Origin of the sequence: Thermosynechococcus sp. Uc (assembly GCF_029335995.1) — a bacterium.
Taxonomy (GTDB): domain Bacteria; phylum Cyanobacteriota; class Cyanobacteriia; order Thermosynechococcales; family Thermosynechococcaceae; genus Thermosynechococcus.
Genome location: NZ_JARJMS020000012.1, coordinates 1 through 21,663, shown reverse-complemented (window position 1 = coordinate 21,663; position 21,663 = coordinate 1). Strand labels below are relative to the sequence as shown.

The following is a 21,663-nucleotide window of genomic DNA, read 5'->3' as shown; positions in this document are numbered from 1 at the left end:
CAAGCAGTATTCTACTACTGTCAATTGGCAGCGGTGCGATTTAAGACCTTGGCAAGATACTGCCCTGTGTAGGATTGGGGCATCAGTGCCACCGCTTCAGGGGTACCGACGGCAACTACCTTTCCCCCGCGATCGCCCCCCTCTGGCCCTAGATCAATAATCCAATCGGCACAGCGAATGACATCGAGATTGTGTTCAATGACCAGAACCGAGTTACCCTTGTCCACCAGCCGTTGCAACACCTCTAGGAGTTTGTGGACATCGTAAAAAGACAGTCCTGTTGTCGGCTCATCAATTAGATAGAGTGTTTTGCCCGTTGCGCGGCGCGACAATTCAGCTGCTAATTTTAAGCGTTGCGCTTCACCGCCAGAGAGCGTGGGTGCCGTTTGCCCCAGTTTCAAATAACCTAAGCCCACATCTACAAGGGTTTGCAGCTTGCTTACCGCCTTGGGGATATTTTCAAAAAAAGTCAGCGCCGTCTCGGCGGTCATCTCTAAAACATCGGCAATCGAGCAGCCTTTGTACTTCACTTGCAGCGTATCGCGGTTGTAGCGTGTCCCCTTACACACCTCGCACTGGACATAGACGTTGGGCAGAAAGTTCATCTCAATAACATTCACCCCTTGACCTGCACAGGCTTCACAGCGTCCACCCTTAATGTTGAAGGAAAATTGTCCTGGTTTATAGCCCCGTGCCTTGGCCTCAACGGTTTGACTAAAGACCTCACGGATTACGTCAAAAACGCCAATGTAGGTGGCAGGGTTGGAGCGGGGGGTTCGGCCAATGGGGGACTGGTCAATGACAATCACTTTATCAATGGCGTTCAGCCCTTCAATGCCCCCCAGTTCCTTCGGCAGGGGCACAGGATGACCCAGATGGTGTTGAAGCGCAGGATAAAGCACTTCGTGCATCAGGGTGGATTTGCCCGACCCGGAGACTCCCGTTAGACACACCAGCTTGCCAAGGGGAATTTCTACTGTGATGTTTTTGAGATTGTTGCGGGAGACGTTTTTGAGAACAAGGGACTGGCCATTGCCCAACCGCCGAGTACTGGGGGTTTCAATGCGCTTGCGTCCCGATAAATAGGCACCCGTCAGCGAGTCAGGATGGTTGAGAATTGCCTCTAGGTTGCCCTGAGCCACAATCCGACCGCCATGCACCCCTGCCCCTGGACCAATATCGACAATGTGATCGGCAGCACGGATTGTATCCTCATCGTGCTCCACAACAATGAGTGTGTTCCCTAAATCCCGCAACCGAAACAGTGTTTGCAGTAAGCGATTGTTATCCCGCTGGTGTAGGCCAATACTTGGTTCATCGAGAACATAGAGCACCCCGGTCAGACCAGAGCCAATTTGGGTCGCCAAGCGAATGCGCTGGGCTTCGCCGCCAGAGAGGGTAGCTGCACTGCGATCCAGCGTCAGGTAATCCAGCCCCACATCCACCAGAAACTGTAACCGCGCCGTCACTTCCCGCAGTGCCAGTTCGGCAATTTGCCGTTGTCGCTGGCTTAGCTGTAGCGATTGAATTCGTGCCAAGCACTCGCGAATTGAGACGCTGGTGAGATCTGGGAGGCGATACTGCCCCAACCGTACCGCCAGAGCAGCTGCTTTGAGGCGCTGGCCGCCACAGGCGGGGCAGGTTTGGTTGACTTGGTACTCCTCTAGTTTTTGTCGGTAGGCCTCGGAGGTGGTCTCGCGGTACTGCCGCTCCAAAATTGGGATCACCCCTTGAAATTGGCGGTAGTAGTCCCGTTTGCGATAGCGGGAATCGGCGGGGATAAGAATTGGGGTGTCGGTGCCATAGAGGAGGATCTCCTGCTGCAATTGCGTCAGGCGGTACCACGGTGTATTGATGTCAAAGCCAAAGGCCTCGGCAATGCCACACAGGAGAGCAAGGTAGTAGTCGTGTTCCTTCTCTGCCCAGGGGGCGATCGCCAGATAGACGGGTAGTTCAGGATTGGGGACAATCAACTCCGGGCTAAATTTGCGTAAGTAGCCCAAGCCATGACACTCTGGACAGGCACCATAGGGGGAGTTAAAGGAAAACAGCCGCGGGGATAGCTCATCCATCACTGCCCCATGCTCAGGGCAGGCGAAATTCTCTGAAAACAGGAGCGTTTGCTCCTCTGCCTCAGTTTCACGGGGCACGACCCTGATCATGGCGGTACCGTTGGCATGGTGCAACGCCGTTCGCAGGGAATCTGCTAAGCGTTCCTCAATCCCTGCTTTGCGCACGAGGCGATCCACCACAATCTCAATGGTGTGAGCCTGGTTTTTATCCAGTTCAATGACCTCACTGAGGTCGCGCACCTCACCATCAATGCGCACGCGCACAAAGCCTTCACTGGCCAGACTCGATAGCAGCTTCTTGTGACTGCCCTTTTTGCCCTTGACCACAGGAGCAAGGATCTGAAACCGCGTTTGCAGCGGCAACTGCATGACCTGATCCACCATCTCATCAATAGTCTGCGGGCGAATCGAGCGATCGCAATGGGGACAGTGGGGTTCACCCGCACGGCCATAGAGGAGCCGCAAGTAGTCGTAGATTTCCGTAACTGTTCCCACCGTCGAGCGGGGATTGTGGGAAGCGGACTTTTGATCAATTGAAATGGCCGGACTCAGCCCCTCAATGGCATCCACATCGGGTTTATCCAACTGGCCAAGAAATTGCCGAGCATAGGCGCTGAGGGACTCTACATAGCGGCGCTGGCCTTCAGCAAAAATGGTGTCAAAGGCAAGGGAGGATTTGCCCGAACCAGAAACCCCCGTCATCACAATCAGGCGATCGCGGGGCAGATCGAGGTCAATGTTTTTCAGATTATGCTGTCGTGCACCCCGAATGCGAATTTCACCCGTAGGGACTGGATCGCCCATGCTGCAAAAGTGCAAATGTTAAAAAACATTACATTGAGAGGTATTATAGCAACGTTGCCAGACCCTTTTGGAGACGCCAAATAAAAAAGCGGGGTATAGCTTCCCCGCCTTGAGTGTGACTTAGATTCCTAGGGGTGACCCCAGTGAGCTTGAGGGATTCACCGACCGGTTGGGCTTAGTAGTCGAAGTCACCGCCCATGCCGGCACCGGCGCCCGCAGGATTGTTTTCTTTGGGTTCGGGCTTGTCAACGATGATGCACTCGGTGGTCAGCACCATACCGGCAATGGAAGCTGCATTCTGCAGAGCCGAACGGGTAACTTTAGCAGGGTCAACAATACCGGCATCAAACATGTTGACATATTCATCTTTGGCGGCATCATAACCCACATCAAAGGGTTTTTCTTTGACCCGTTCGACAATGATGGCACCATTTTGCCCTGCGTTTTCAGCAATGCGACGCAGAGGAGCACTGAGGGCGCGCTCAACAATGTTGGCACCAATCAGTTCTTCACCCGTTAGGTGCTCAGCCGCCCAGTTACTCAACTCAGGAGCCAAGTGAACCAAAGTAGTACCCCCACCGGGGACAATCCCCTCTTCCACAGCGGCTTTGGTGGCGTTAATCGCATCTTCCAAACGGAGTTTGCGATCTTTCATTTCAGTTTCGGTAGCAGCACCGACTTTAATCACCGCCACACCACCGGCGAGTTTAGCCAACCGCTCTTGCAGTTTTTCTTTGTCGTAGCTAGAGTCGGTTTCTTCAATCTGACGACGGATTTGCTCGCAGCGAGCTTTGACGGCTTTTTCATTACCTTCCGCCACAATCGTGGTGTGATCCTTGGTGATTGTGATGCGGCGAGCTTTACCCAGCATATCCAGCTTGGTATTTTCCAGCTTCAGACCCGCATCTTCGGTAATCACCTGACCCGCTGTGAGGACGGCAATATCTTCCAGCATCGCTTTACGGCGATCGCCAAAGCCGGGAGCTTTCACCGCAGCTACATTCAAAACACCGCGCAGGCGGTTGACCACGAGGGTGGCCAAGGCTTCTTTCTCGATGTCTTCAGCAATGATCACCAAGGGTTTACCGGCGCGAGCCACTTGTTCAAGGATCGGCACCAAGTCTTGAACTAAGGTAATTTTCTTGTCGGTGATCAGCACGAAGGGTTCATCGAACACCGCTTCCATGCGCTCGGTATCGGTGGCAAAGTAGGGGGAGATATACCCCTTGTCAAAGCGCATCCCCTCGGTGACCTCCAGTTCGGTGGTCATGGATTTGCCCTCTTCAAGGGAGATCACGCCCTCTTTACCCACTTTCTCCATGGCATCGGCAATCATCCGACCCACCTCTTCATCGTTCCCCGCGGAAATGGCAGCCACTTGGGCAATGGCTTTGGAATCTTCCACAGGACGGGCGTGTTCAGCAATTTTTTCAACAAGGAAGTGGGTGGCTTTGTCAATCCCCCGTTTCAGGGCAATGGGGTTCGCACCGGCGGCAACGTTGCGCAACCCTTCTTTCACCATGGCATGGGCCAGCACCGTCGCCGTAGTGGTACCGTCGCCTGCAGCATCATTGGTTTTGGAGGCGGCTTGACGGATTAGGGCCACACCCGTGTTTTCAATGTGATCTTCAAGCTCAATTTCTTTGGCAATAGTGACACCGTCGTTGACAATTTGCGGCGCACCAAATTTTTTCTCCAGAACCACGTTCCGCCCTTTTGGACCTAGGGTCACGGCCACGGATTCAGCCAAAATGTCCATCCCTTTTTCGAGGGCACGACGAGCATTTTCGTTGTAGATAATGCGCTTCGCCATATGTGTTTCCTACCTCAATCGTTCAACAGTGATGAAAAATCGCACAGCAATGAAAAGGAGTCAGCGACCTAGCCAACAATGGCCAAGATGTCTTTTTCCGAGAGGAGAACGTAGTCTTCGCCCGCCAGTTTCACTTCGGTACCGGCATATTTGGAGTACAGCACTTTGTCCCCCACTTTCACATCCATGGGCTGGCGCTTGCCGTCTTCAGTGAGTTTACCGGGACCTACGGCGGTCACTTCGCCCACTTGGGGTTTTTCACGGGCGTTGTCGGGCAGAAGGATGCCCCCTGCGGTACGTTCCTCACTTTCGCTGACTTTGACAAAAATGCGATCGCCCAAAGGCTTCACAGTTGAAACGCTTAGAGATACGGGTGCCATAGCGTACTGTTCTCCCAATTGTAAGAGTATGGACTATATCACTCACTGCACGGCTCATCGCGCAGTCTCTGGGGGTAAGAGCCTGACTTGTTATTGTTTAGCACTCTCACCCTTCGAGTGCTAATGTAGCGAGAGAGAGTTAGCGATCGCAACTCCTGTTGCAGTACGGTTTTCCGAACGGCACTTTAGCTCTTTAGCCCTGTAGTCGCAATGCCACGAATGAGTTGCCGCTGACCCAAAATAAACAAAATCATCACCGGCACAGTGGCGATCACCGCCGCCGCCATCATCAACGGCCAATCATTGGTGAACTGCTCCTGAAAATTGGCTAGGGAAAGCTGCACCGTCATCAGTTCTGGTTTGGTGGTAAAGACCAAGGGCTTAAAAAGATCATTCCACTCCCCGACAAAGGTAAAGATAAACAGCGTCACCAAGGCCGGTCGGCTCAGGGGCAAGAGAATATACCAGAGCACTTGCCACCGATTTGCCCCATCCAAGAGTGCTGCCTCCTCAAGGGCAACGGGCAAGGTGAGAAAAAACTGCCGCATCAAAAAAACACCAAAGCCATTGGCCGCAGTTGGTAAGATCAATGCCCCATAGGTATTGATGAGATGACCCGCCTTGAGGATGAGAAAAATGGGGATTACCAAGAGTTGAAATGGGATCACTAGGGTTGCCAGCATCAGCAGCAAAATTGTCTGTTGACCCGGAAACGAAAGCCGCGCAAGGGCGTAACCTGCTAAGGCTGAGGTCACCAACTGAAGCGCCGTCACCGCCAAAGCCACAAACGTTGAGTTGGCAAAAGCCAAGATAAAGTGTCCCTGCTGCCATGCCGCTTGATAGCTTTGCCATGTCCAGCCTTGAGGGGGCAACAATTGGGTGGGCAAGGTTCCCGGTGGCCACGCGGAGGTACAAAGCGCCACCAATAAAGGGCTGAGTACCAGCAACGCCCCCAGTGCCAATACAAGTGTTAAGCCTGCCCTAGGAGTAACCACTGCCGCACCTCTCTTTAGCAAATCCACAAACCCTTTGACTTCTTCGCGGAACTTCGCGGCAAAGGAAGCAGGCATAGGCTTTCATGTCATGCTCGCCAATATCCACCCCCTCGATTTCCTCTTTGGGGGAAACGCGGATGCCAATGGCGGCATTCAGGAGTGGCCACACTGCTGTACTCAAGGCAACAGTAAAGCTACCAACAGCCAGCCCCCCCGACCAACTGGTACTCCAATTGGGTAAAGTCACTACTCCAGAGCACCCCCTTCACCAAAAGTGCTGAATCCTGTAACAAAACCTAACACTCTAAGCCTGCGTCGAGCGGATGTGAGAGGCCACCAGTAGCTCTGGCGGCCAATCAAAGCTCCAATGCACTATTGAACATCGCCGACTGAGTTCTAATTGCCAATATCTCAACTTGTCTAACCGTTTCTTCCCAAAGTATTCTGGTATGTCCACTAGCTCTAAAATTAAATACGCAACCAAGACCATGTATATCACGAAGTGTTAAACGATAGCTTAAGAGCCTAAAAAAGGAAGAAGTGGTGTATTCTTCCCTGAAGGAATATAAAGTTGCGTAGCATCCTCCTAGGATCCTCTGTTTTCAAACAGGGGAGTGTCAATTGCTTGTTGCCCTTGCAGTTCTCGGAATTGTCTTGGCGGCTACTTTCCTCAAGCCGCAGGCGCCAACGTCCACAGCGGTTAAATAAAAATTGGCTAGATCTGATACGCTAGCGGCAGTTTTGCATCCATTGAGGTTCGGCAAAGGGAGCCAGCACAGGACAAATGTACGACTGCATTATCGTTGGTGGCGGACCTGCGGGCGGGGCAGCCGCTTATCATCTTGCACGGCGCCAGCTTTCAGTTTTAGTCCTTGAAAAGGCCGCTCTACCTCGCCCAAAACCCTGCACAGGCGCTGTTTCACCAGCGGTTGGCCAATGGTTTGATTTTGACTTTCAGCCTGCCATTGTCGATACGACCCGCACTGTGCGCTACAGTTGGCAGCTCAGTGATGCCGTGGAAGCCGAGTTGAGTATTCCTGAGCCGATCTGGATTGTCGAGCGTACGGTGTTTGATCAGTACCTGTTGCAGCAGGCACAACAACAGGGTGCAGTTGTTATGGATCAGGCCGAGGTAACAGGGATTATGTTCCAAGAAGATCACTGGCAGATCCACACGGCAACAACTCCGTATAGAGGGCGCTATCTCATTGCTGCCGATGGTGCCAATAGCCAGGTTGCCCAGTGGCTGGGGTTCAAGCCCAAAGTTGTGCGCACTGCAGCAGTGATGACCGTGCCGAATTCCGCAGGCGATCGCGCGGCGCATTTTGAATTTGGCCTTGTTAAAAATGGCTACCTCTGGAGTTTTCCCAAAGGAGATCGACGAACCGTGGGGGTTGCCGTTGTGCGGGGGAGCGATCGCCCCAACTGGGAACCCATTTTGCAGCAGTATTGTGCTGCCTACAATCTGGCGTTTGCCGATTGCCCCATTCAATACCATTCCCTCTGTTTGTGGGCAGGTCAGCATCCCCTGCATACCCACCATGCTCTACTTGCCGGTGAAGCCGCTGGTCTAGTAGATCCCTTTTCTGCCGAGGGGATTCGTCCCGCCCTCTACAGTGGCATGCGTGCTGCTGAAGCTATTGCTGCTGCTTTTGGGGGAGAAGCAGATGCCCTGGCCACCTACAGCAAGACCTTGCAGGAGGAATGGGGGACAGATTTAGTGTGGGCACAACGCCTTGCTGGCCTCTTCCATCGCATGCCGGGGGTGGGCTATCGCCTTGCCATGAAACGCCCCTCTGCCACCCAGCGGTTGGGTCAAGTGCTCTGTGGGGAATTGCGCTATCGCGATATTGCTAGACGGGCTATCCAACGCTTGAGCAGTTCCCTGATTCCTGGGCGCTAGATCTCTAGTTCAATAGCCGTAGGCTGGTTGGGGGAGAGTGCTAACCCTTTGCGGATGCCAAGAACACGAAACACTTGAATTTTGCGCTCTTTGCCCTTGAGTTCCAAAGGTCCCCATGCCTCCACCTCGTAGCGATCGCCCAAGTACTCCAATGTTTCCTGTGCTACTAAAATACGGCAGGGACTTGGTTGGCGATGCTTATCCACACTCTCAAGGCGGGAGGCTGTATTCACACTGTCACCAATAACGCCGTACTCGAGGCGGTTCTTGCTACCGAGACTGCCGACAACAATGGGACCTGTATAGATTCCTGCCCGCATCATGACCTGTGGTAGCCCTTGGGCGGCCCATTCGCGGTTGAGTTCCTCCAGCAGTTCTCCCAAAGCTAAGGCACAATCCACAGCATTGCGAGCATCAATGGCAATTCCTGCGCGACTTGTCCGCTTAATCGGCACGCCAAACACAGCCATAATGCCATCCCCTGTGAACTTATTAATCACGCCGTGGTAGCTTTGCACTACATCCGCCACCTTTTCTAGGTAGGCGTTGAGCCAGTTAAAGAGTTCCTCCGGTTCCATACTTTCAGAAATCGTGCTGAACCCCTTCAAATCTGTAAAAAGCAGCGTGGCAATCAGGCGCTGGCCGGGCAACTTACCATCCTTGAGGAGTTCATCCCGCCGTTCCCACATAGCGGCGGCAATTTCCGGGGAGATACTTTGGCCAAGCAGGCGCATCACCATTTGCTGTTGCTGTTGGGCTTGCTGTGCCCTATAGGTGACTACCCCTCCACTGGCAAGAAGAAGCGTCAATGCCGGTGGCACAAGTGGAATCCACCCCAGTTTTAGAAAAAAACCATAACAGGTGAGCAACAGAATCAACAGAGCGGTTCCCACAGCCGCCCCTAGGGCGACAGGATGGCGTACTTGCCAAGCTAGGATGGCGCCAATGAGTGCCCAGAGAATTATCCAACCATTCTCAACGCTATTGGGCCAAAACCAGATGATGGCGCGATCGCCCAAACCGGCATCAATAAATTGCCCCACCATTTGGGCATGGATAAACACCCCCGCCATGCGCTGCTGATCTCGCAGACCGGAACTAAAGGGGGTATAGAAAAAATCTTTGCCACTTTCAGCAATGTTGCCAATTAGAACCACGCGATCGCGAATCAATGCCGGTGCTACTCGTTCCGTCAGGACATCCTCAAGGGGCACCCACGTCACTGTCCGCTGATCACCGCGATAGTTCAGCATAATCTGATAGCCTGCTGTATCTGCTCCCACGTAGCCGCCATCATTGGGTTGTAGGGGTGTGAAAATACTCTGCCCCAACTGCATCACCGCTGGATCCGCATCGCTGCCCCGAGGCTCAATTCCCTCATCCGCCAGATACCGCAGCGCCAGCCGCAAAGAGAAGGAGTAAAGCGTATTCCCCTGATCATCCGGTAAAAAGAGTAAACTGCGACGGACAATGCCGCCTGCATCAACCACGACATCATTAAACCCCACCCGATCAGCACTGAGGGCAGCGGGCGGGCGAATCGTCGGGTGAGTGGCATCCCCCACTTTCGTTACAGCAAAAAGGCGATCTGAATTCAGCCAAAGGCGGTTAAGCTCCTCATGCCCCGGCGGTACAGAAAAATCGCGGTAAATATCTAAGCCGATGGCACGGGGTTGGTGTTTGAGGAGTTTTTGGAAAGCTTGAGCATAAAGCTGATCCGGCAACGATAGGGAACGGTAACGCTGAATATCGGCTTCGGTGACTGCCACCACCAATAGTCGCGGGTCTGGTCCAGGCATAGGGCGCAGTTGCATTAGGCGATCGTAGGCACCCAACTCCAGTGGCTGTAGCCCCCCCAGTTCGCGAATGCCAATGACAACTGTGCTTGCTACGGCACTGACGACAACAATCAGACCCAGATCAGCAAAGGTGCGACGAAAGTGGGACAATAGGGGCAGCATAGCTTTGCAAGCAAGCAAGAAATTTCCTTCATCCTATCGCTATGAAAAATTACTTGGTAGCGACACTGGGCGATCGCCTCCAGGCCGAGGCCGTTTATACCCAGCTTGAAAAGGACGGCTTCCCGATGGAAAAAGTAGCCCTGTTGGGTCGGGGCTACAAACAGTGGTCAGAGTTGGGACTAATTGATCCGTTTCAAGTCGCCCGCCAGCAAATGCAACGGATGTTGATTTGGCTTGTTCCCTTTGGCTTCTTTGCCGGCTTTACCTTTAACCAAGCGACTCAAATTGACATTCTACCGATGCTGGATCGCCTAAACAATAGTCTTTTAGGGGGCATCTTTGGGGCGATCGCTGGTGCTCTGGGGAGTCTCACTGTAGGCGGTGGTCTCCAAGTGGTGATTACAGGTAAGTCCGGCATCCCCTTTGAAAAGCGATTGCAGCGGGGCAAATACCTGCTCCTGATTCAAGGCAGCGACAGCGAGATTCGCCGTGCCGAACGTCTCCTTAAAGTACAGCCCCTAGAAAACCTGCAAAGCTACACCCTTGAGGAGTAGGGAACTGGTTTCTAAAAACGGAAACGTCAAGTGTTCCCCTTTATGTGGTATATTAAAAAATCGCGATGAAAGGGTCGGTGCCCGAGTGGTTAATGGGGGCGGACTGTAAATCCGTTGGCTACGCCTACGCTGGTTCGAATCCAGCCCGGCCCATCAAAGCAAATAGGCGATTCCCCAAGCCAGAGCGAGAATGCCTAGCCAAGGATGCCACATCTGCCGCAAAGGCAAGCGGGTAATTTTTTGCGTGAGAATCAAACTGGCAAGGGTACTCACAACAAGTGTGGTCGTTTGCAGGAATCCGATAACTGCTGGATGGGCTTGCCAACTCGGTAAACTGGCGCCATCGAGGCCAAAGGTGGCAAACGTCACGGGCAACAACTGACCCGCTTCCCCTAAACCAAGGGGTAGATAATAGGCCAAATTGGCGCCCAGCACTAAGGGTAAATATCCATAGGCGAACCGTACAAAAGGCACTGCGCTTTGCCGCTGCATCTGGTGCCAACTCCATGCCAAGAGTCCAGGTAATGCAAGGGCCATCATGGCCGTCATGCCCTGCAACCAAAAATTAGGTTCCTCGAATCCTAGCCACCCCAACAAGACAGGTAAATGATGCAGCACCACCGCCCCCAACAGCAAAAAGAGTAGGCAAACTTCTGCTGCTGTAGCTTTATGACTTGTCCACAGATCAATGGCCGGGGGACGCAGATTCACTTCCACTGAGCGGTGGGGGCAGGCCTTTAGACAGGTCATACACAAAACGCAATTGCGGTTGTCTGTGAGTTGCGCCGGATGGGAATAGACGGGACAGCCGCCTGTTTCTTGACCTTCACCAAGAGCGGGTCCTCCTCTGTAGCATTGGTAGGTCTGGCAACTGGCAGCACAGACTCCCTGTTGCGCCCGCAATTCAATGATAGAGAGCTTGCCAAACAGACCATTCATGCCCCCAATAGGACAGAGATAGCGGCACCAAAAGCGGCGTTCATAGAGTTGGGAAAAAATTACTGCCCCCGCTGTAATCAAGATCAGCAACCAGCTCGACAAATAGGCGGTATTGGGTAAATCCCAGAGTTCCTCCCACAACAGAATCACAGCAAAGAGGCCAAAGAGTACCCAACCCCCCCAACGTTCGGCCAGTTGACGCGGCCAAGGGCGTAGTTTTCGAGGCCAAATTTTTAGAGACAGGGTTTGTAGGACTTCGCCGTAGATCATAAAAGGACAAACGGCACACCAGATGCGCCCCAAAAAAGGAAAAATCAACAGAGAGAGCGGCCACCACCACGCCCAGAAGAGGTTCAGGGTAAAATTATGTTGGCGATCCTGTGGTCCCCAAAGACCAATGGCAATAATCAGGGGAAAAAGCCAGAGAATGAGGCCGTAATTTAGGCGATCGGGCCACCACGGACTGCGTAAAAAGGCACGCAATTGGGGATAGGCATTAAGTAGGTTCCAACGAAAGCGCCGTTGGCGCGATCGCTCCGGCCAAAAGACTTCTTCTGTCAGCAATTCTGCCCCTGCTGCTTGGACAAGGGCACGCTCTACCAAACTCGCTAACTCCCGCAAATTACCGGGAAAATCATAACTTTGGAGCCGTCGTAGGGCTTCGGGGGTGATCCGAGGCTTAGGAATGCCCCGTTGCCGACAGTAGAAGGCAATGTAGTAATTCACCAAGGCTTCAATGTCTGCTTTTGTTACCCGCAGTGGCGGCACTTTAATTTGATGGCGCACTAGGTCTTGGCAATCGCAGCTTTTCTTTTCGGCAATCAGGATCACTCGCCCTGGAAAGCGGCGGGGGGGGACGGGGGTCTCTGCTACTGGTTCATAGGTCTGTTCGGCTACTAGGCGACGCAGTTGCGGATAGAGGTGAGTAGGCCACTCATGGACGTTGTTGAGAATCAAGGTGCCCTCTGCTAGCCAGTCGAGGAGGCCGGGTTTCCTGAGTTTGCCAAAGAGTTCTGCCCCATGGGCGGATAAAGTGCCACAGTTAAAGCGAATCAATGGTTGGCGGCGATCGCCAGAGCCATAGTGAATGAGAGCAGCAATGTTATCTTTTTCCAGCCCTGGTTCACCAAAAATCAATACCGGCTGGCGATCGCTTGCGGCGTCCTTAATCCCTTGGCGCAAGCGCACTGCATAGCGGCTACTCCCCACAATTCCCTGTTTTACCCGCGGGACAAGATAGGGACGTAACACCGCTTGCCGCTCCTGCTCGTGGACAAGATCACTGAGGGCATTTTGCAACTGCTGCGATACCTGTTGACGGAGTTCGGGAAATTGAGTCACTAATGTGGCAAACACCTCGCGGGACAGTGTCCACAGTTGGCAGTCTGTCAGCGTAATTATTGTTTGCGGCGCCCGTTGCTCCATCACGAGTTCTAGCCAGTGTAAAACCGTTCCCGCCAAAAGGGTCGTTACCGTAGCGGGGCGATCGCGGGTGGTGTGGTAGGCCTCCAATTCTCCCGATCGCAGGATGATGAGATGTGTGACTGGTGTGTCTTCAAGGACAATGCGACGATTGGCAGCAATGGATTCTGTGCGCAGAGCAGCAGCGATCGCCTCTAATGCTTGCAAAGAAAGCGATCTAAGGGGAGTATGGGTTTGCAGCCAACTCAGGCGATCAGTCATAAAGGGCACTTCCCAAACAAAAGGGGCTACAGCAAACACCGCCTATCCTAGGACTTAGTTCCTTTACCAAACTGCGCTAGGATTGTAAAGGTTTGTCACACTCCTCAATGCTCCATCAAAAACGCAGGAAGTCACTATGAGTCTGCTGATTCGTAATGTTGCCATTATCGCCCACGTTGATCATGGGAAGACCACACTGGTGGATGCTCTACTGCGTCAATCGGGTACCTTTCGAGAAGGGGAGGACATTCCCGAATGCGTGATGGACTCCAATGATCTGGAGCGGGAGCGCGGCATTACGATTCTGGCCAAAAATACGGCGGTTCGCTACAAAGATTTGACAATTAACATTGTGGATACCCCCGGTCACGCCGATTTTGGCGGTGAAGTGGAACGTGTCTTGGGGATGGTGGAGGGGTGTTTGTTGATTGTGGATGCCAACGAAGGGCCAATGCCTCAAACGCGGTTTGTTCTCAAAAAAGCCCTTGAAAAAGGTCTGCGCCCCATTGTGGTTGTGAATAAAATTGACCGTCCCCAAGCCGAACCCTACAAAGCCATTGATAAGGTGCTGGATTTGTTTATTGAACTGGGGGCGGATGACGATCAGTGTGAGTTTCCCTATCTTTTTGCCTCGGGCTTGGCGGGCTATGCCAAGGCAAACCTGGATGATGAGGGCAAGGATATGCAGCCCCTCTTTGAGGCCATTGTCCGTCACATTCCACCGCCAGTGGGGAATCCCAATGCCCCCCTGCAACTACAGGTAACAACTTTAGATTACTCAGAATATCTGGGGCGGATTGTCATTGGCAAAATTCACAATGGTACCGTTCAAGTGGGCCAGCAGGCCGCCTTGGTCAAGGATAATGGCCAAATTGTCAAGGCAAAGATTACCAAACTCTTGGGCTTTGAAGGATTGAAGCGGATTGAATTAGAGACGGCTAGTGCTGGCAATATTGTGGCGATCGCTGGCTTTAGTGATGCCAACATTGGCGAAACCATCACCGATCCCAACAACCCCCAAGCCCTACCCCTAATTAAGGTGGATGAACCCACCCTGCAAATGACCTTTGCTGTCAATGACTCCCCCTTTGCCGGTCAGGAGGGAACCTTTGTTACCTCACGGCAATTGCGCGATCGCCTGTTTCGGGAACTGGAAACCAACGTGGCTTTGCGGGTCGAAGAAACCGACTCCCCCGATCGTTTTGCCGTTTCTGGTCGTGGTGAATTGCACCTCGGCATTCTCATTGAAACAATGCGCCGCGAAGGCTATGAATTCCAAGTTTCCCAGCCGCAGGTGATCTACCGTGAAGTCAATGGCCAGCCCTGCGAACCCTACGAATGCTTAGTGCTGGATGTTCCTGATGAAGCCGTCGGCGGCTGTATTGAACGCCTCGGCCAACGACGCGGCGAAATGCAGGATATGCAGGTGGGGGGCAATGGTCGGACTCAACTGGAGTTTGTGATTCCTGCCCGCGGTCTTATTGGTTTCCGTGGCGAATTTATGCGCCTAACGCGCGGTGAAGGGATTATGAACCACAGCTTTTTGGACTATCGTCCTTTGGCAGGGGAGATCAGCACCCGTCGCAATGGTGTCTTAATTGCCTTTGAGGAGGGCACAGCCACCTTTTATGCCCTGAAAAACGCCGAAGATCGCGGTGTCTTTTTCATTACCCCCGGCACCAAAGTCTATAAGGGAATGATTGTCGGTGAGCACAACCGTCCCCAAGACTTGGAAATCAATGTCTGCAAAACCAAACAACTAACTAACTTCCGCTCCTCAACGGGGGATGAACTGGTGCAACTGCAAGCACCTGTAGAAATGAGCCTAGAGCGGGCACTGGAGTATATTGGTGCCGATGAACTAGTGGAGGTGACACCCCAATCCATTCGACTGCGGAAAATGAGCAAGAAGTTGGCACGCCGTTAATGCTCACGAATGCCTTTTTTGCCCTCTCACTGTTTCCCTATTTGGGGTTTTTGTACTTCATGACCCGCAACCCCACTACACCTCGTTTAGCCCTCATTGGCTTTTATGGAACGCTGGTGTTTGTCGCCGTCACGATTCCCGCCGGACTTTATGCCCAAAAGGTTTATGGCACAACACTGGCCAACGTGGATGGGTTGCACGGGGGAGCAGAATTTTTCTTAACACTGGCCAATATTCTCATTGCCTTAGGCTTTCGCCGCACCCTCAAGGAGTCTGCTTGATTTGCCTATTGCCAGCGGCATAGCCAAAGAAAGCGAAGCCAACTGCGCAAAAGCGCCAAACTTGCCAGTGCTGCCAATGTAAAGAGGGCGATCGCCCCCCCTAAAGCCTTGGCTGACCACAACATTGCCCCTGCCAAAAGGGTAAAACCAGCCAATCCCAGATACACCAAACAGACCAACAGACTTTCAATGCGCCGCAGTTGCCGCTCCATTGTGGGATTGCGCACCGACAGTTGCAGTTCACCACAAGCTAAACGGTTCTCTAACTGTTGCAGCCGCACTTCCAGTCGACTGGGCTGCTGTAGCCGTTGGTTGATTAGGGTTTGGGTTTGCTGAATCAGTTCTTGCCAGCCCCCCCGCGAACGCTTCATTAATTGCTTTACAAAAGGCTGGGCAGCGGCACTGAGATTGTACTCAGGGTCTAAACTGCGGGCAATTCCATCGAGGGTTGTTAAGGACTTGAGAATATAGGTCATCTTTGCCGGTAGGCGAAAGGGTTGCTGCTCAAAAAGGGCATAGACCTCCTGTTGCAATTCCCTAAAGGCGGTTAAATCCACAGGTCGTTCGGTAAATCGATCCAAAATCAATTGCATAATCCGTTGTAGGGGCACTCTGTCAGCGACTGGCATCAACAGCCCCAATTCCATCAAGGTAGCAATCACGCGATCGCTATCCTTTTGCAGAACGGCAAAAAATGTTTGCACCATCTGTTGCCGATTGAGGGCAGGGACTTCCGTCATCATGCCGTAGTCATAGAAAATGAGATCGCCCTCCTTAGTCACTGCCAAGTTCCCCGGATGGGGGTCAGCGTGGAAAAAGCCATCAATCAGTAGCTGCTTCAGATAGCAGCAAATCCCCCGCTGGTTAATAACTTGGGGGTTCAAACCAAAGGCTTCGAGAGCGGCACGATTGTCAATGCGAATGCCGGGGAGATACTCTAACGTCAGGACATAGCGGCAAGTGTGTGTCCAATAAATTTTGGGGACGCGAATATGGGGGTCTTGGGCAAAGTTAGCCCGAAAGCGATCAGCATTTTGCCCCTCCTGAACGTAATCAATTTCCCGCAACAGAATACTGAAAAACTCCTCATAGATCTCTTGAAGGGCATAGGGACGTAAGAAGGGGAGCCAGCGATTGCCCCAGCGAATGAGTTCACCAATGGCAACATAGTCCAGATACAATTGCGCCTCTAAATGAGGACGCTGCACCTTGACAACCACGTCCTCACCGCTGTAGAGCTTTGCTCGGTGGACTTGGCCAAGACTGGCTGCAGCAAGGGGATGAGTATCAAAGGTGGCGTAGAGATCCGTAATAGATTGTCCTAGGTGCTGCTCAATGAGGGCGATCGCCTGCCGCGAGTCAAAGGGAGGCACCTGATCCTGTAGTTTCTTGAGTGCCTCAATGTAGGCCGGAGGCAATAGATCAAACCGCGTGGAAAGAAATTGGCCAATTTTAATAAATGTTGGCCCTAAAACTAGTAATTGCTGCACCAACCAGCGGGCGCGTTGCGATTGGGTGCGATTGCTCCTTCGCCGCCAAGCATAGTCCCACAATAGCTGACTGCCAAAGCGCGCCAGCACCCCCACAATTTGGCTGACACGGCGCAACAATAGCCAGCGACTTGGACGATAGGTAGAGGCAGTAACCAGCATTCAGCAACAATCACAACAAAGTGCCCAACCTCAACAATACCCCCTTTTTCTTGGGTCTTCAGCTAATCGGCGGGAAGCCGCGCGCTTTTCCGAAGGGGAGCGCTAGGGGCGCTGAAGGGGTTCAATGCCCCCGAAGTGTCCGAGCTAGGGGAATGGGCAGCTCCTGAAAATGAACACTTTGCAGCGATATTTTGGGTGAGTCTAGGGCATCGGCTCACTATCAAACGCAACGGTCGAAAGACTGGAGCAGCCCCCTCTCCGCGCAGCATGAGGGTCGGGAGTATGTCCCACTTGTTCTGCTTTCTTCTCCCTGATTCCCTTTGCCGTGTCTATGATAGGGATAGAGTCCCGATCGGAATTTACTATGGCGACGACACGTCAATTTAGTAGCTTCAGCGATCTCCTTGCCACTACAGATAAACCCCTCCTCGTTGACTTTTATGCTGACTGGTGTGGTCCGTGCCGCATGATGGCACCGATTTTAGAGCAAGTTAAACAAGTCTTGAAATCGGGCGCTGAGGTCGTCAAAATTGACTCTGAGCGCTATCCTCAACTGTCAAGTCAGTACCACGTTCGTGCCCTGCCAACCTTGATTCTCTTCCATCGTGGCCGTGAAGTTCAGCGCTGGGAAGGGGTTCAGCCACCGGAGGTTCTAATTGATGCAATTCGCCGCCTGTAAAATTCTTCAGCAGTAAAGCGTTTGAGGAATCAATCAGGATTGGCCAATATCAACTATTGGACGTTGCTTGTACCACCGCTGGCAGGAGGTGTCATCGGCTACTTTACAAATGATTTGGCAATTACAATGCTCTTTCGCCCCTACAAGCCAATTTATGTAGGGGGCAAGAAACTCCCCTTTACCCCTGGTCTTATTCCCCGCAATCAAGAGCGACTGGCTCGTCGCATTGCTGATGCCATTCTGGGTTCTTTACTGACGCCAGAGGAACTGCAAAACTTAGCGCGACGTCTGTTGCAAGTGGAACGGGTGAAGGCAGTCATCCATTGGCTCCTCCAAACAAGCCTCAGCCAAATTCAGGCCCAAAGTGAACAGCGATCGGCGCAGGTTTTGGCAAATATTTTGCGGGATTTTTTTGGCAGTGCCCTGCCCCGTTTAATTAAAGTGTGGTCGCGGCGGGAAGGTTTTTTAGAGCCACAACTTAATCAACTATTTGATCAGGTGTTGGTGGAGCTACAACTGAATGATGAACAGGCGGAGAAACTAGCGGATTGGCTGCTGTCGGTCATGTTGCCCCCCGATCGCCTGCGACTGGCAATCATTGACTTTCTCACTGATCGCACAATTAACGTCCTCGATCAAGAACTGCGGGAAAACACCAGCGGTACCTACTGGATAGTGGCTCATCTTGTGGGTGTGCGCAGTACTTTGATTCGTCTGCGGGAGTATTGCCTCAATGAACGCGAAGCCTGTAACCGCCGTCTGGGTGAATTAATTACGGCATTGGCTTTGCGGCAACGCTTGGTGGAAGCCTTGCAGAATATCACCCTGCAAAGTTTGCCCCTCGCTACGGTGCGGGAGCTACGGCAACTGTTTGGGCAGACGGTGCGCAGCTATATTCAAGAGCAGGGTTTTAGTGTCATTGAAACTATCAGTCAAACGGTGGAGTGGGAAACCATTTCCCTCAGTATTTTGCGGCGACTGCGGGATTCAGCCACTCTGAATGCTTCCTTAGAAGTGGTCAGCGATGAGTTGGCTTTAGTGCTTGATCGCTATCTTGAACGGGATATGGAGGTAATTATTGAGCGTGCCATCCCTATTTTGGATTTGGATCGGGTAATTGTGGATCGGGTCAAGGCCACCTCGCCAGAAAATCTAGAACTGGCGATTCAGGGGATTGTCCGCAGTGAGTTGCAAGCCATTGTCCGCTTGGGGGGCATTCTTGGTTTTTTAATTGGTGTGCTACAGGCGGGCTTTTTGTACTGGCAAAGTCTGCAAGCGCCCTAAACCGGGACTTTAACCTCAGACTCACCCGCCAACTGGCGCAGGTTTTGGCAGCGAATCAGTTCAGTGACATCAAGGACAGGACGGCGCTCCAACTCTGCCAGCCGAGAAATGCCTGAAAGGAGAGCTTTAGCAGCCTCTTGTTCACTGTAGCCACGTCGTTGAGCCAATTTCAGGGCTTGGCGATCGGCTGCCACTTCCACGGGAATGCCCCGCGTATTTTGCCATACTTGAAGTCCAGCAAAGGTGGTTAGCCCCCCCGCCACCAAGGCGCCTACGGGGTCTGCTTGGATAACTTGCAAAACTGTACCTAGCAAGCCTGCCACCGTTAGTCCTTGGTAGAGGTCAAGTTTGATCAAACCGGTGGTGTCAAACCATGCCACTGCCCGCAGCAGTAAAAGATCGCGCTCTGGGGTATCGAGATGCTGCCACAGACGAAAGTTAATTTCAATCGGACAATCGCCCCAAGGAAGAGCAGGCTGATAGCGCAGCACTTGGCTTTGGTGGGGACGGGCAATTAGTTTACAGCGCATCCGCGCCGACGCTGGCATTAGATCAAGCAGACGATGAATCTCAGCCTCTGGGGTCATAGGAATAGCTATGTAATCAATGCTCTGCCCTTAGTCTGCCATTAGGCTACCTTTCCTGCAATCCGGTGGATTCCTTAAAATAAAAGAGCAAATGTTTTTTGTGCCCAAATCAAAATGGTGATGATATCGGCCTTTGCCCCTTCAGAACAGTCGCTGGTCTATTCCCCTCAAGAATTGCCAGCCGTGGATGTGGCAATTGTGGGGGCAGGGATTGTGGGTTTGAGTTTGGCCTGTGCGTTGCGCCACAGTGGTCTGGCGATCGCTCTTATTGAAGCAACTCCCTACGCGCGGGAGAACACTAAAGGCCAAGCCTATGTTCTGCACCAAGTGTCCCGTTACTTCTTTGAGTGGATAGGGGTGTGGGATAAGCTGCTTCCCCATGTGCAGCCCTTTGAGCTGACGCAACTCTCCGATGAAGGATCCCCCTTGACGGTTCACTTTTCCGCGGAGGATTTGGGCACAGCAGCTATTGGCTATGTGGGTGAGCACGCAGCGATCGCCGAGACTCTTCAGAGTGTTTTACAGTCTGCTAGCAATGTCACATTTTATTGCCCCTGGCGGGTGGTGAGCAACGAAGTAAAGGGCGATCGCGCTCAATTGACACTCATCTCTGCTCATTCTGCCGAACTTCAGGCGGCTCACTTGACCGCCCGTTTAGTGGTTGGGGCAGATGGTGGTAAATCTCCCCTGCGGCAGCAGATGGGCATTGAACCCAAGGGATGGAAATATGGTCAGTCCTGTGTGGTTGCCACCCTCAATGTTGCCCATACCCAACCCGTGATGGCCTATGAACGCTTTTGGCCGACAGGGCCAATGGGAGTGCTGCCCTTACTGGGCAATCGCTATCGAGTGGTTTGGACACTGCCTCACGAGCGGGCGGAAGCTGTTGCCGCCTTAGACGATCGCGCTTTTTTAGCTGAGTTGCAACCCTATCTAGACCCGCTCATGGCAGAGATTGCTGCTGTAAGCGATCGTTTTCTCTTTCCCACGCAATTGATGCAAGTCAATTCCTATGTGGGCGATCGCTTTGTGGTGATCGGCGATGCTGCCCATCGCTGTCATCCAGTGGGAGGGCAGGGGCTAAACTTGGGTCTGCGGGATGTCTGGGCACTGGCTCAGCAGATTCTAAAAACTCCCCTTGAGCAATTGGGCGCTCGTCCTTCGTTGGTGCAATTTCACCGCCAACGCTGGTGGCAAAATGCCTTGACCCTTGGATTCACTGATATGCTTAATCGCCTCTTTTCTAATAAATGGTGGCCTTTGGTGGCGGTGCGACGCTGTGGGCTGTGGCTATTGCGAACCGTTTTGCCTCTCAAGCGTCTGGTGCTGCGGTTTATGGCGGGTCTCCTTTTACCCCTACCGCGGTGAGTTCTCCAGAGCGCATTAAAACTTTCTACGCAATTATTTCCAGCACGGCCGTCCTGTAGTATCAGTTTGACAGAGAATGAAGGGCTTGGAAAAAATCAATGGCTGTTACCGATGATCTAGAGAAAATTCGCCGCCAGTTTGACTATGGTCCCTATCCACGGATTCCCGTTGAGAAAACTCCCAAGGAAGACACCAATACTCTTTTTATCCACGATCTAGTTACGGCCTTTTATCGGCGCGACCATCGCGTTCCTGAAAGTAGGGGAAGGCGGATTCTCGATGCCGGTTGTGGCACTGGCTACAAGTCATTGGTGCTAGCGATCGCCAACCCCGGCGCCGAAATTGTCGGTATTGACCTGTCCCCTGAATCCATTAAATTGGCAACTGAGCGCTTAAAGTTTCACGGCATTGACAACGTTTACTTTGAAGTTCGCTCTATTTTAGAGTTGCCTGAATGGGGGGAGCAGTTTGACTACATTAATTGTGATGAAGTGTTGTATCTACTGCCGGATCCCGTGGAAGGTCTTCAAGCCCTTAAAAGTGCACTCAAACCCGATGGCATTCTCCGCAGTAATCTCCACAGCGCGCTGCAACGCTTCCCCTTCTTTCGTGCCCAAAGTCTCTTTAAGTTGATGGGCTTGATGGACGACAATCCCGAAGAAATGGAAATGGATATTGTCCGCGAAATCATGAGAGAACTCAAGGATGGTGTGGATCTCAAAGCCCGCGCGTGGAACCTCCGCTATGAGCAGAAGGAGAGCAATGAGACTCTCTTGGCCAA

Annotated in this window: 16 protein-coding genes and 1 tRNA gene; 9 read left to right on the top strand and 8 right to left on the bottom strand. The window is 52.6% G+C overall.

All coding sequences use genetic code 11. From position 1 onward, the window contains the following. Nucleotides 1-20: 20 nt before the first annotated feature. The 4 genes from uvrA to P3X23_RS01410 form a co-directional block, all read right to left on the bottom strand. On the bottom strand, nucleotides 21-2,876 hold the full coding sequence (uvrA, locus tag P3X23_RS01425) for an excinuclease ABC subunit UvrA (RefSeq protein ID WP_300872412.1): 2,856 nt from the start codon (nucleotides 2,874-2,876) through the stop codon (nucleotides 21-23). Nucleotides 2,877-3,051: 175 nt separating this feature from the next. Beyond that, complete coding sequence (gene groL / locus P3X23_RS01420) at nucleotides 3,052-4,689, bottom strand: chaperonin GroEL (protein WP_300872409.1); 1,638 nt, start codon at nucleotides 4,687-4,689, stop codon at nucleotides 3,052-3,054. Nucleotides 4,690-4,757: 68 nt separating this feature from the next. After that, nucleotides 4,758-5,069, bottom strand: a complete 312-nt coding sequence (groES, locus tag P3X23_RS01415) for a co-chaperone GroES (RefSeq protein ID WP_298612538.1) — start codon at nucleotides 5,067-5,069, stop codon at nucleotides 4,758-4,760. A gap of 185 nt (nucleotides 5,070-5,254) precedes the next feature. After that, a complete protein-coding gene (locus tag P3X23_RS01410; protein WP_300872407.1) occupies nucleotides 5,255-6,139 on the bottom strand; it encodes a carbohydrate ABC transporter permease in 885 nt (294 codons plus the stop codon). 709 nt (nucleotides 6,140-6,848) lie between these two features. Between P3X23_RS01410 and P3X23_RS01405 the strand changes: the two genes are divergently transcribed. After that, complete coding sequence (locus P3X23_RS01405) at nucleotides 6,849-7,967, top strand: geranylgeranyl reductase family protein (RefSeq protein ID WP_300872405.1); 1,119 nt, start codon at nucleotides 6,849-6,851, stop codon at nucleotides 7,965-7,967. Here P3X23_RS01405 and P3X23_RS01400 read toward each other — a convergent pair. Then, nucleotides 7,964-9,928: an adenylate/guanylate cyclase domain-containing protein gene (locus P3X23_RS01400; protein WP_300872402.1), complete on the bottom strand. Its 1,965-nt coding sequence runs from the start codon at nucleotides 9,926-9,928 to the stop codon at nucleotides 7,964-7,966. The genes P3X23_RS01405 and P3X23_RS01400 overlap by 4 nt on opposite strands. Before the next feature lie 41 nt (nucleotides 9,929-9,969). Here P3X23_RS01400 and P3X23_RS01395 point away from each other — a divergent pair, with 41 nt between their 5' ends. Both P3X23_RS01395 and P3X23_RS01390 read left to right on the top strand, forming a co-directional pair. Next, nucleotides 9,970-10,482, top strand: coding sequence for a hypothetical protein (locus P3X23_RS01395; RefSeq protein WP_300872400.1), 513 nt, complete (start codon nucleotides 9,970-9,972; stop codon nucleotides 10,480-10,482). A gap of 71 nt (nucleotides 10,483-10,553) precedes the next feature. Then, nucleotides 10,554-10,635, top strand: a tRNA-Tyr gene (locus tag P3X23_RS01390). Here the strand turns inward: P3X23_RS01390 and P3X23_RS01385 are convergent. Next, nucleotides 10,636-13,104 carry a cyclic nucleotide-binding domain-containing protein gene (locus P3X23_RS01385; protein ID WP_300872398.1) on the bottom strand — a complete coding sequence of 823 codons (2,469 nt, stop codon included), beginning with the start codon at nucleotides 13,102-13,104 and terminating at the stop codon, nucleotides 10,636-10,638. A 136-nt stretch (nucleotides 13,105-13,240) separates the two neighbouring features. On the opposite strand from P3X23_RS01385, the gene typA reads away from it, so the two are divergent. Both typA and P3X23_RS01375 read left to right on the top strand, forming a co-directional pair. After that, nucleotides 13,241-15,031 carry a translational GTPase TypA gene (gene typA / locus P3X23_RS01380; RefSeq protein ID WP_300872395.1) on the top strand — a complete coding sequence of 597 codons (1,791 nt, stop codon included), beginning with the start codon at nucleotides 13,241-13,243 and terminating at the stop codon, nucleotides 15,029-15,031. Beyond that, nucleotides 15,031-15,312, top strand: coding sequence for a DUF3593 domain-containing protein (locus P3X23_RS01375; protein WP_300872392.1), 282 nt, complete (start codon nucleotides 15,031-15,033; stop codon nucleotides 15,310-15,312). Before typA ends, P3X23_RS01375 begins: the two co-directional genes overlap by 1 nt. A 5-nt stretch (nucleotides 15,313-15,317) precedes the next feature. Here the strand turns inward: P3X23_RS01375 and P3X23_RS01370 are convergent, their stop codons facing one another. Beyond that, on the bottom strand, nucleotides 15,318-16,964 hold the full coding sequence (locus P3X23_RS01370) for an AarF/ABC1/UbiB kinase family protein (RefSeq protein ID WP_300872389.1): 1,647 nt from the start codon (nucleotides 16,962-16,964) through the stop codon (nucleotides 15,318-15,320). Between the two features lie 364 nt (nucleotides 16,965-17,328). On the opposite strand from P3X23_RS01370, the gene trxA reads away from it, so the two are divergent. Then, complete coding sequence (trxA, locus tag P3X23_RS01365) at nucleotides 17,329-17,643, top strand: thioredoxin (RefSeq protein ID WP_300872386.1); 315 nt, start codon at nucleotides 17,329-17,331, stop codon at nucleotides 17,641-17,643. A 21-nt stretch (nucleotides 17,644-17,664) separates the two neighbouring features. Next, on the top strand, nucleotides 17,665-18,927 hold the full coding sequence (locus tag P3X23_RS01360; protein ID WP_300872383.1) for a DUF445 family protein: 1,263 nt from the start codon (nucleotides 17,665-17,667) through the stop codon (nucleotides 18,925-18,927). On the opposite strand, the gene P3X23_RS01355 is transcribed toward P3X23_RS01360, so the two are convergent. Next, a complete protein-coding gene (locus P3X23_RS01355; RefSeq protein ID WP_300872380.1) occupies nucleotides 18,924-19,514 on the bottom strand; it encodes a DUF3318 domain-containing protein in 591 nt (196 codons plus the stop codon). The two genes, P3X23_RS01360 and P3X23_RS01355, sit on opposite strands and share 4 nt — an antisense overlap. 114 nt (nucleotides 19,515-19,628) lie before the next feature. Here P3X23_RS01355 and P3X23_RS01350 point away from each other — a divergent pair, with 114 nt between their 5' ends. Then, entirely contained in the window at nucleotides 19,629-20,882 is a 1,254-nt protein-coding gene (locus tag P3X23_RS01350) for an FAD-dependent hydroxylase (RefSeq protein ID WP_300872378.1), read from the top strand. Between the two features lie 98 nt (nucleotides 20,883-20,980). Next, a partial coding sequence (locus P3X23_RS01345) for a class I SAM-dependent methyltransferase (protein ID WP_300872376.1) occupies nucleotides 20,981-21,663 on the top strand: 683 nt, incomplete at its 3' end.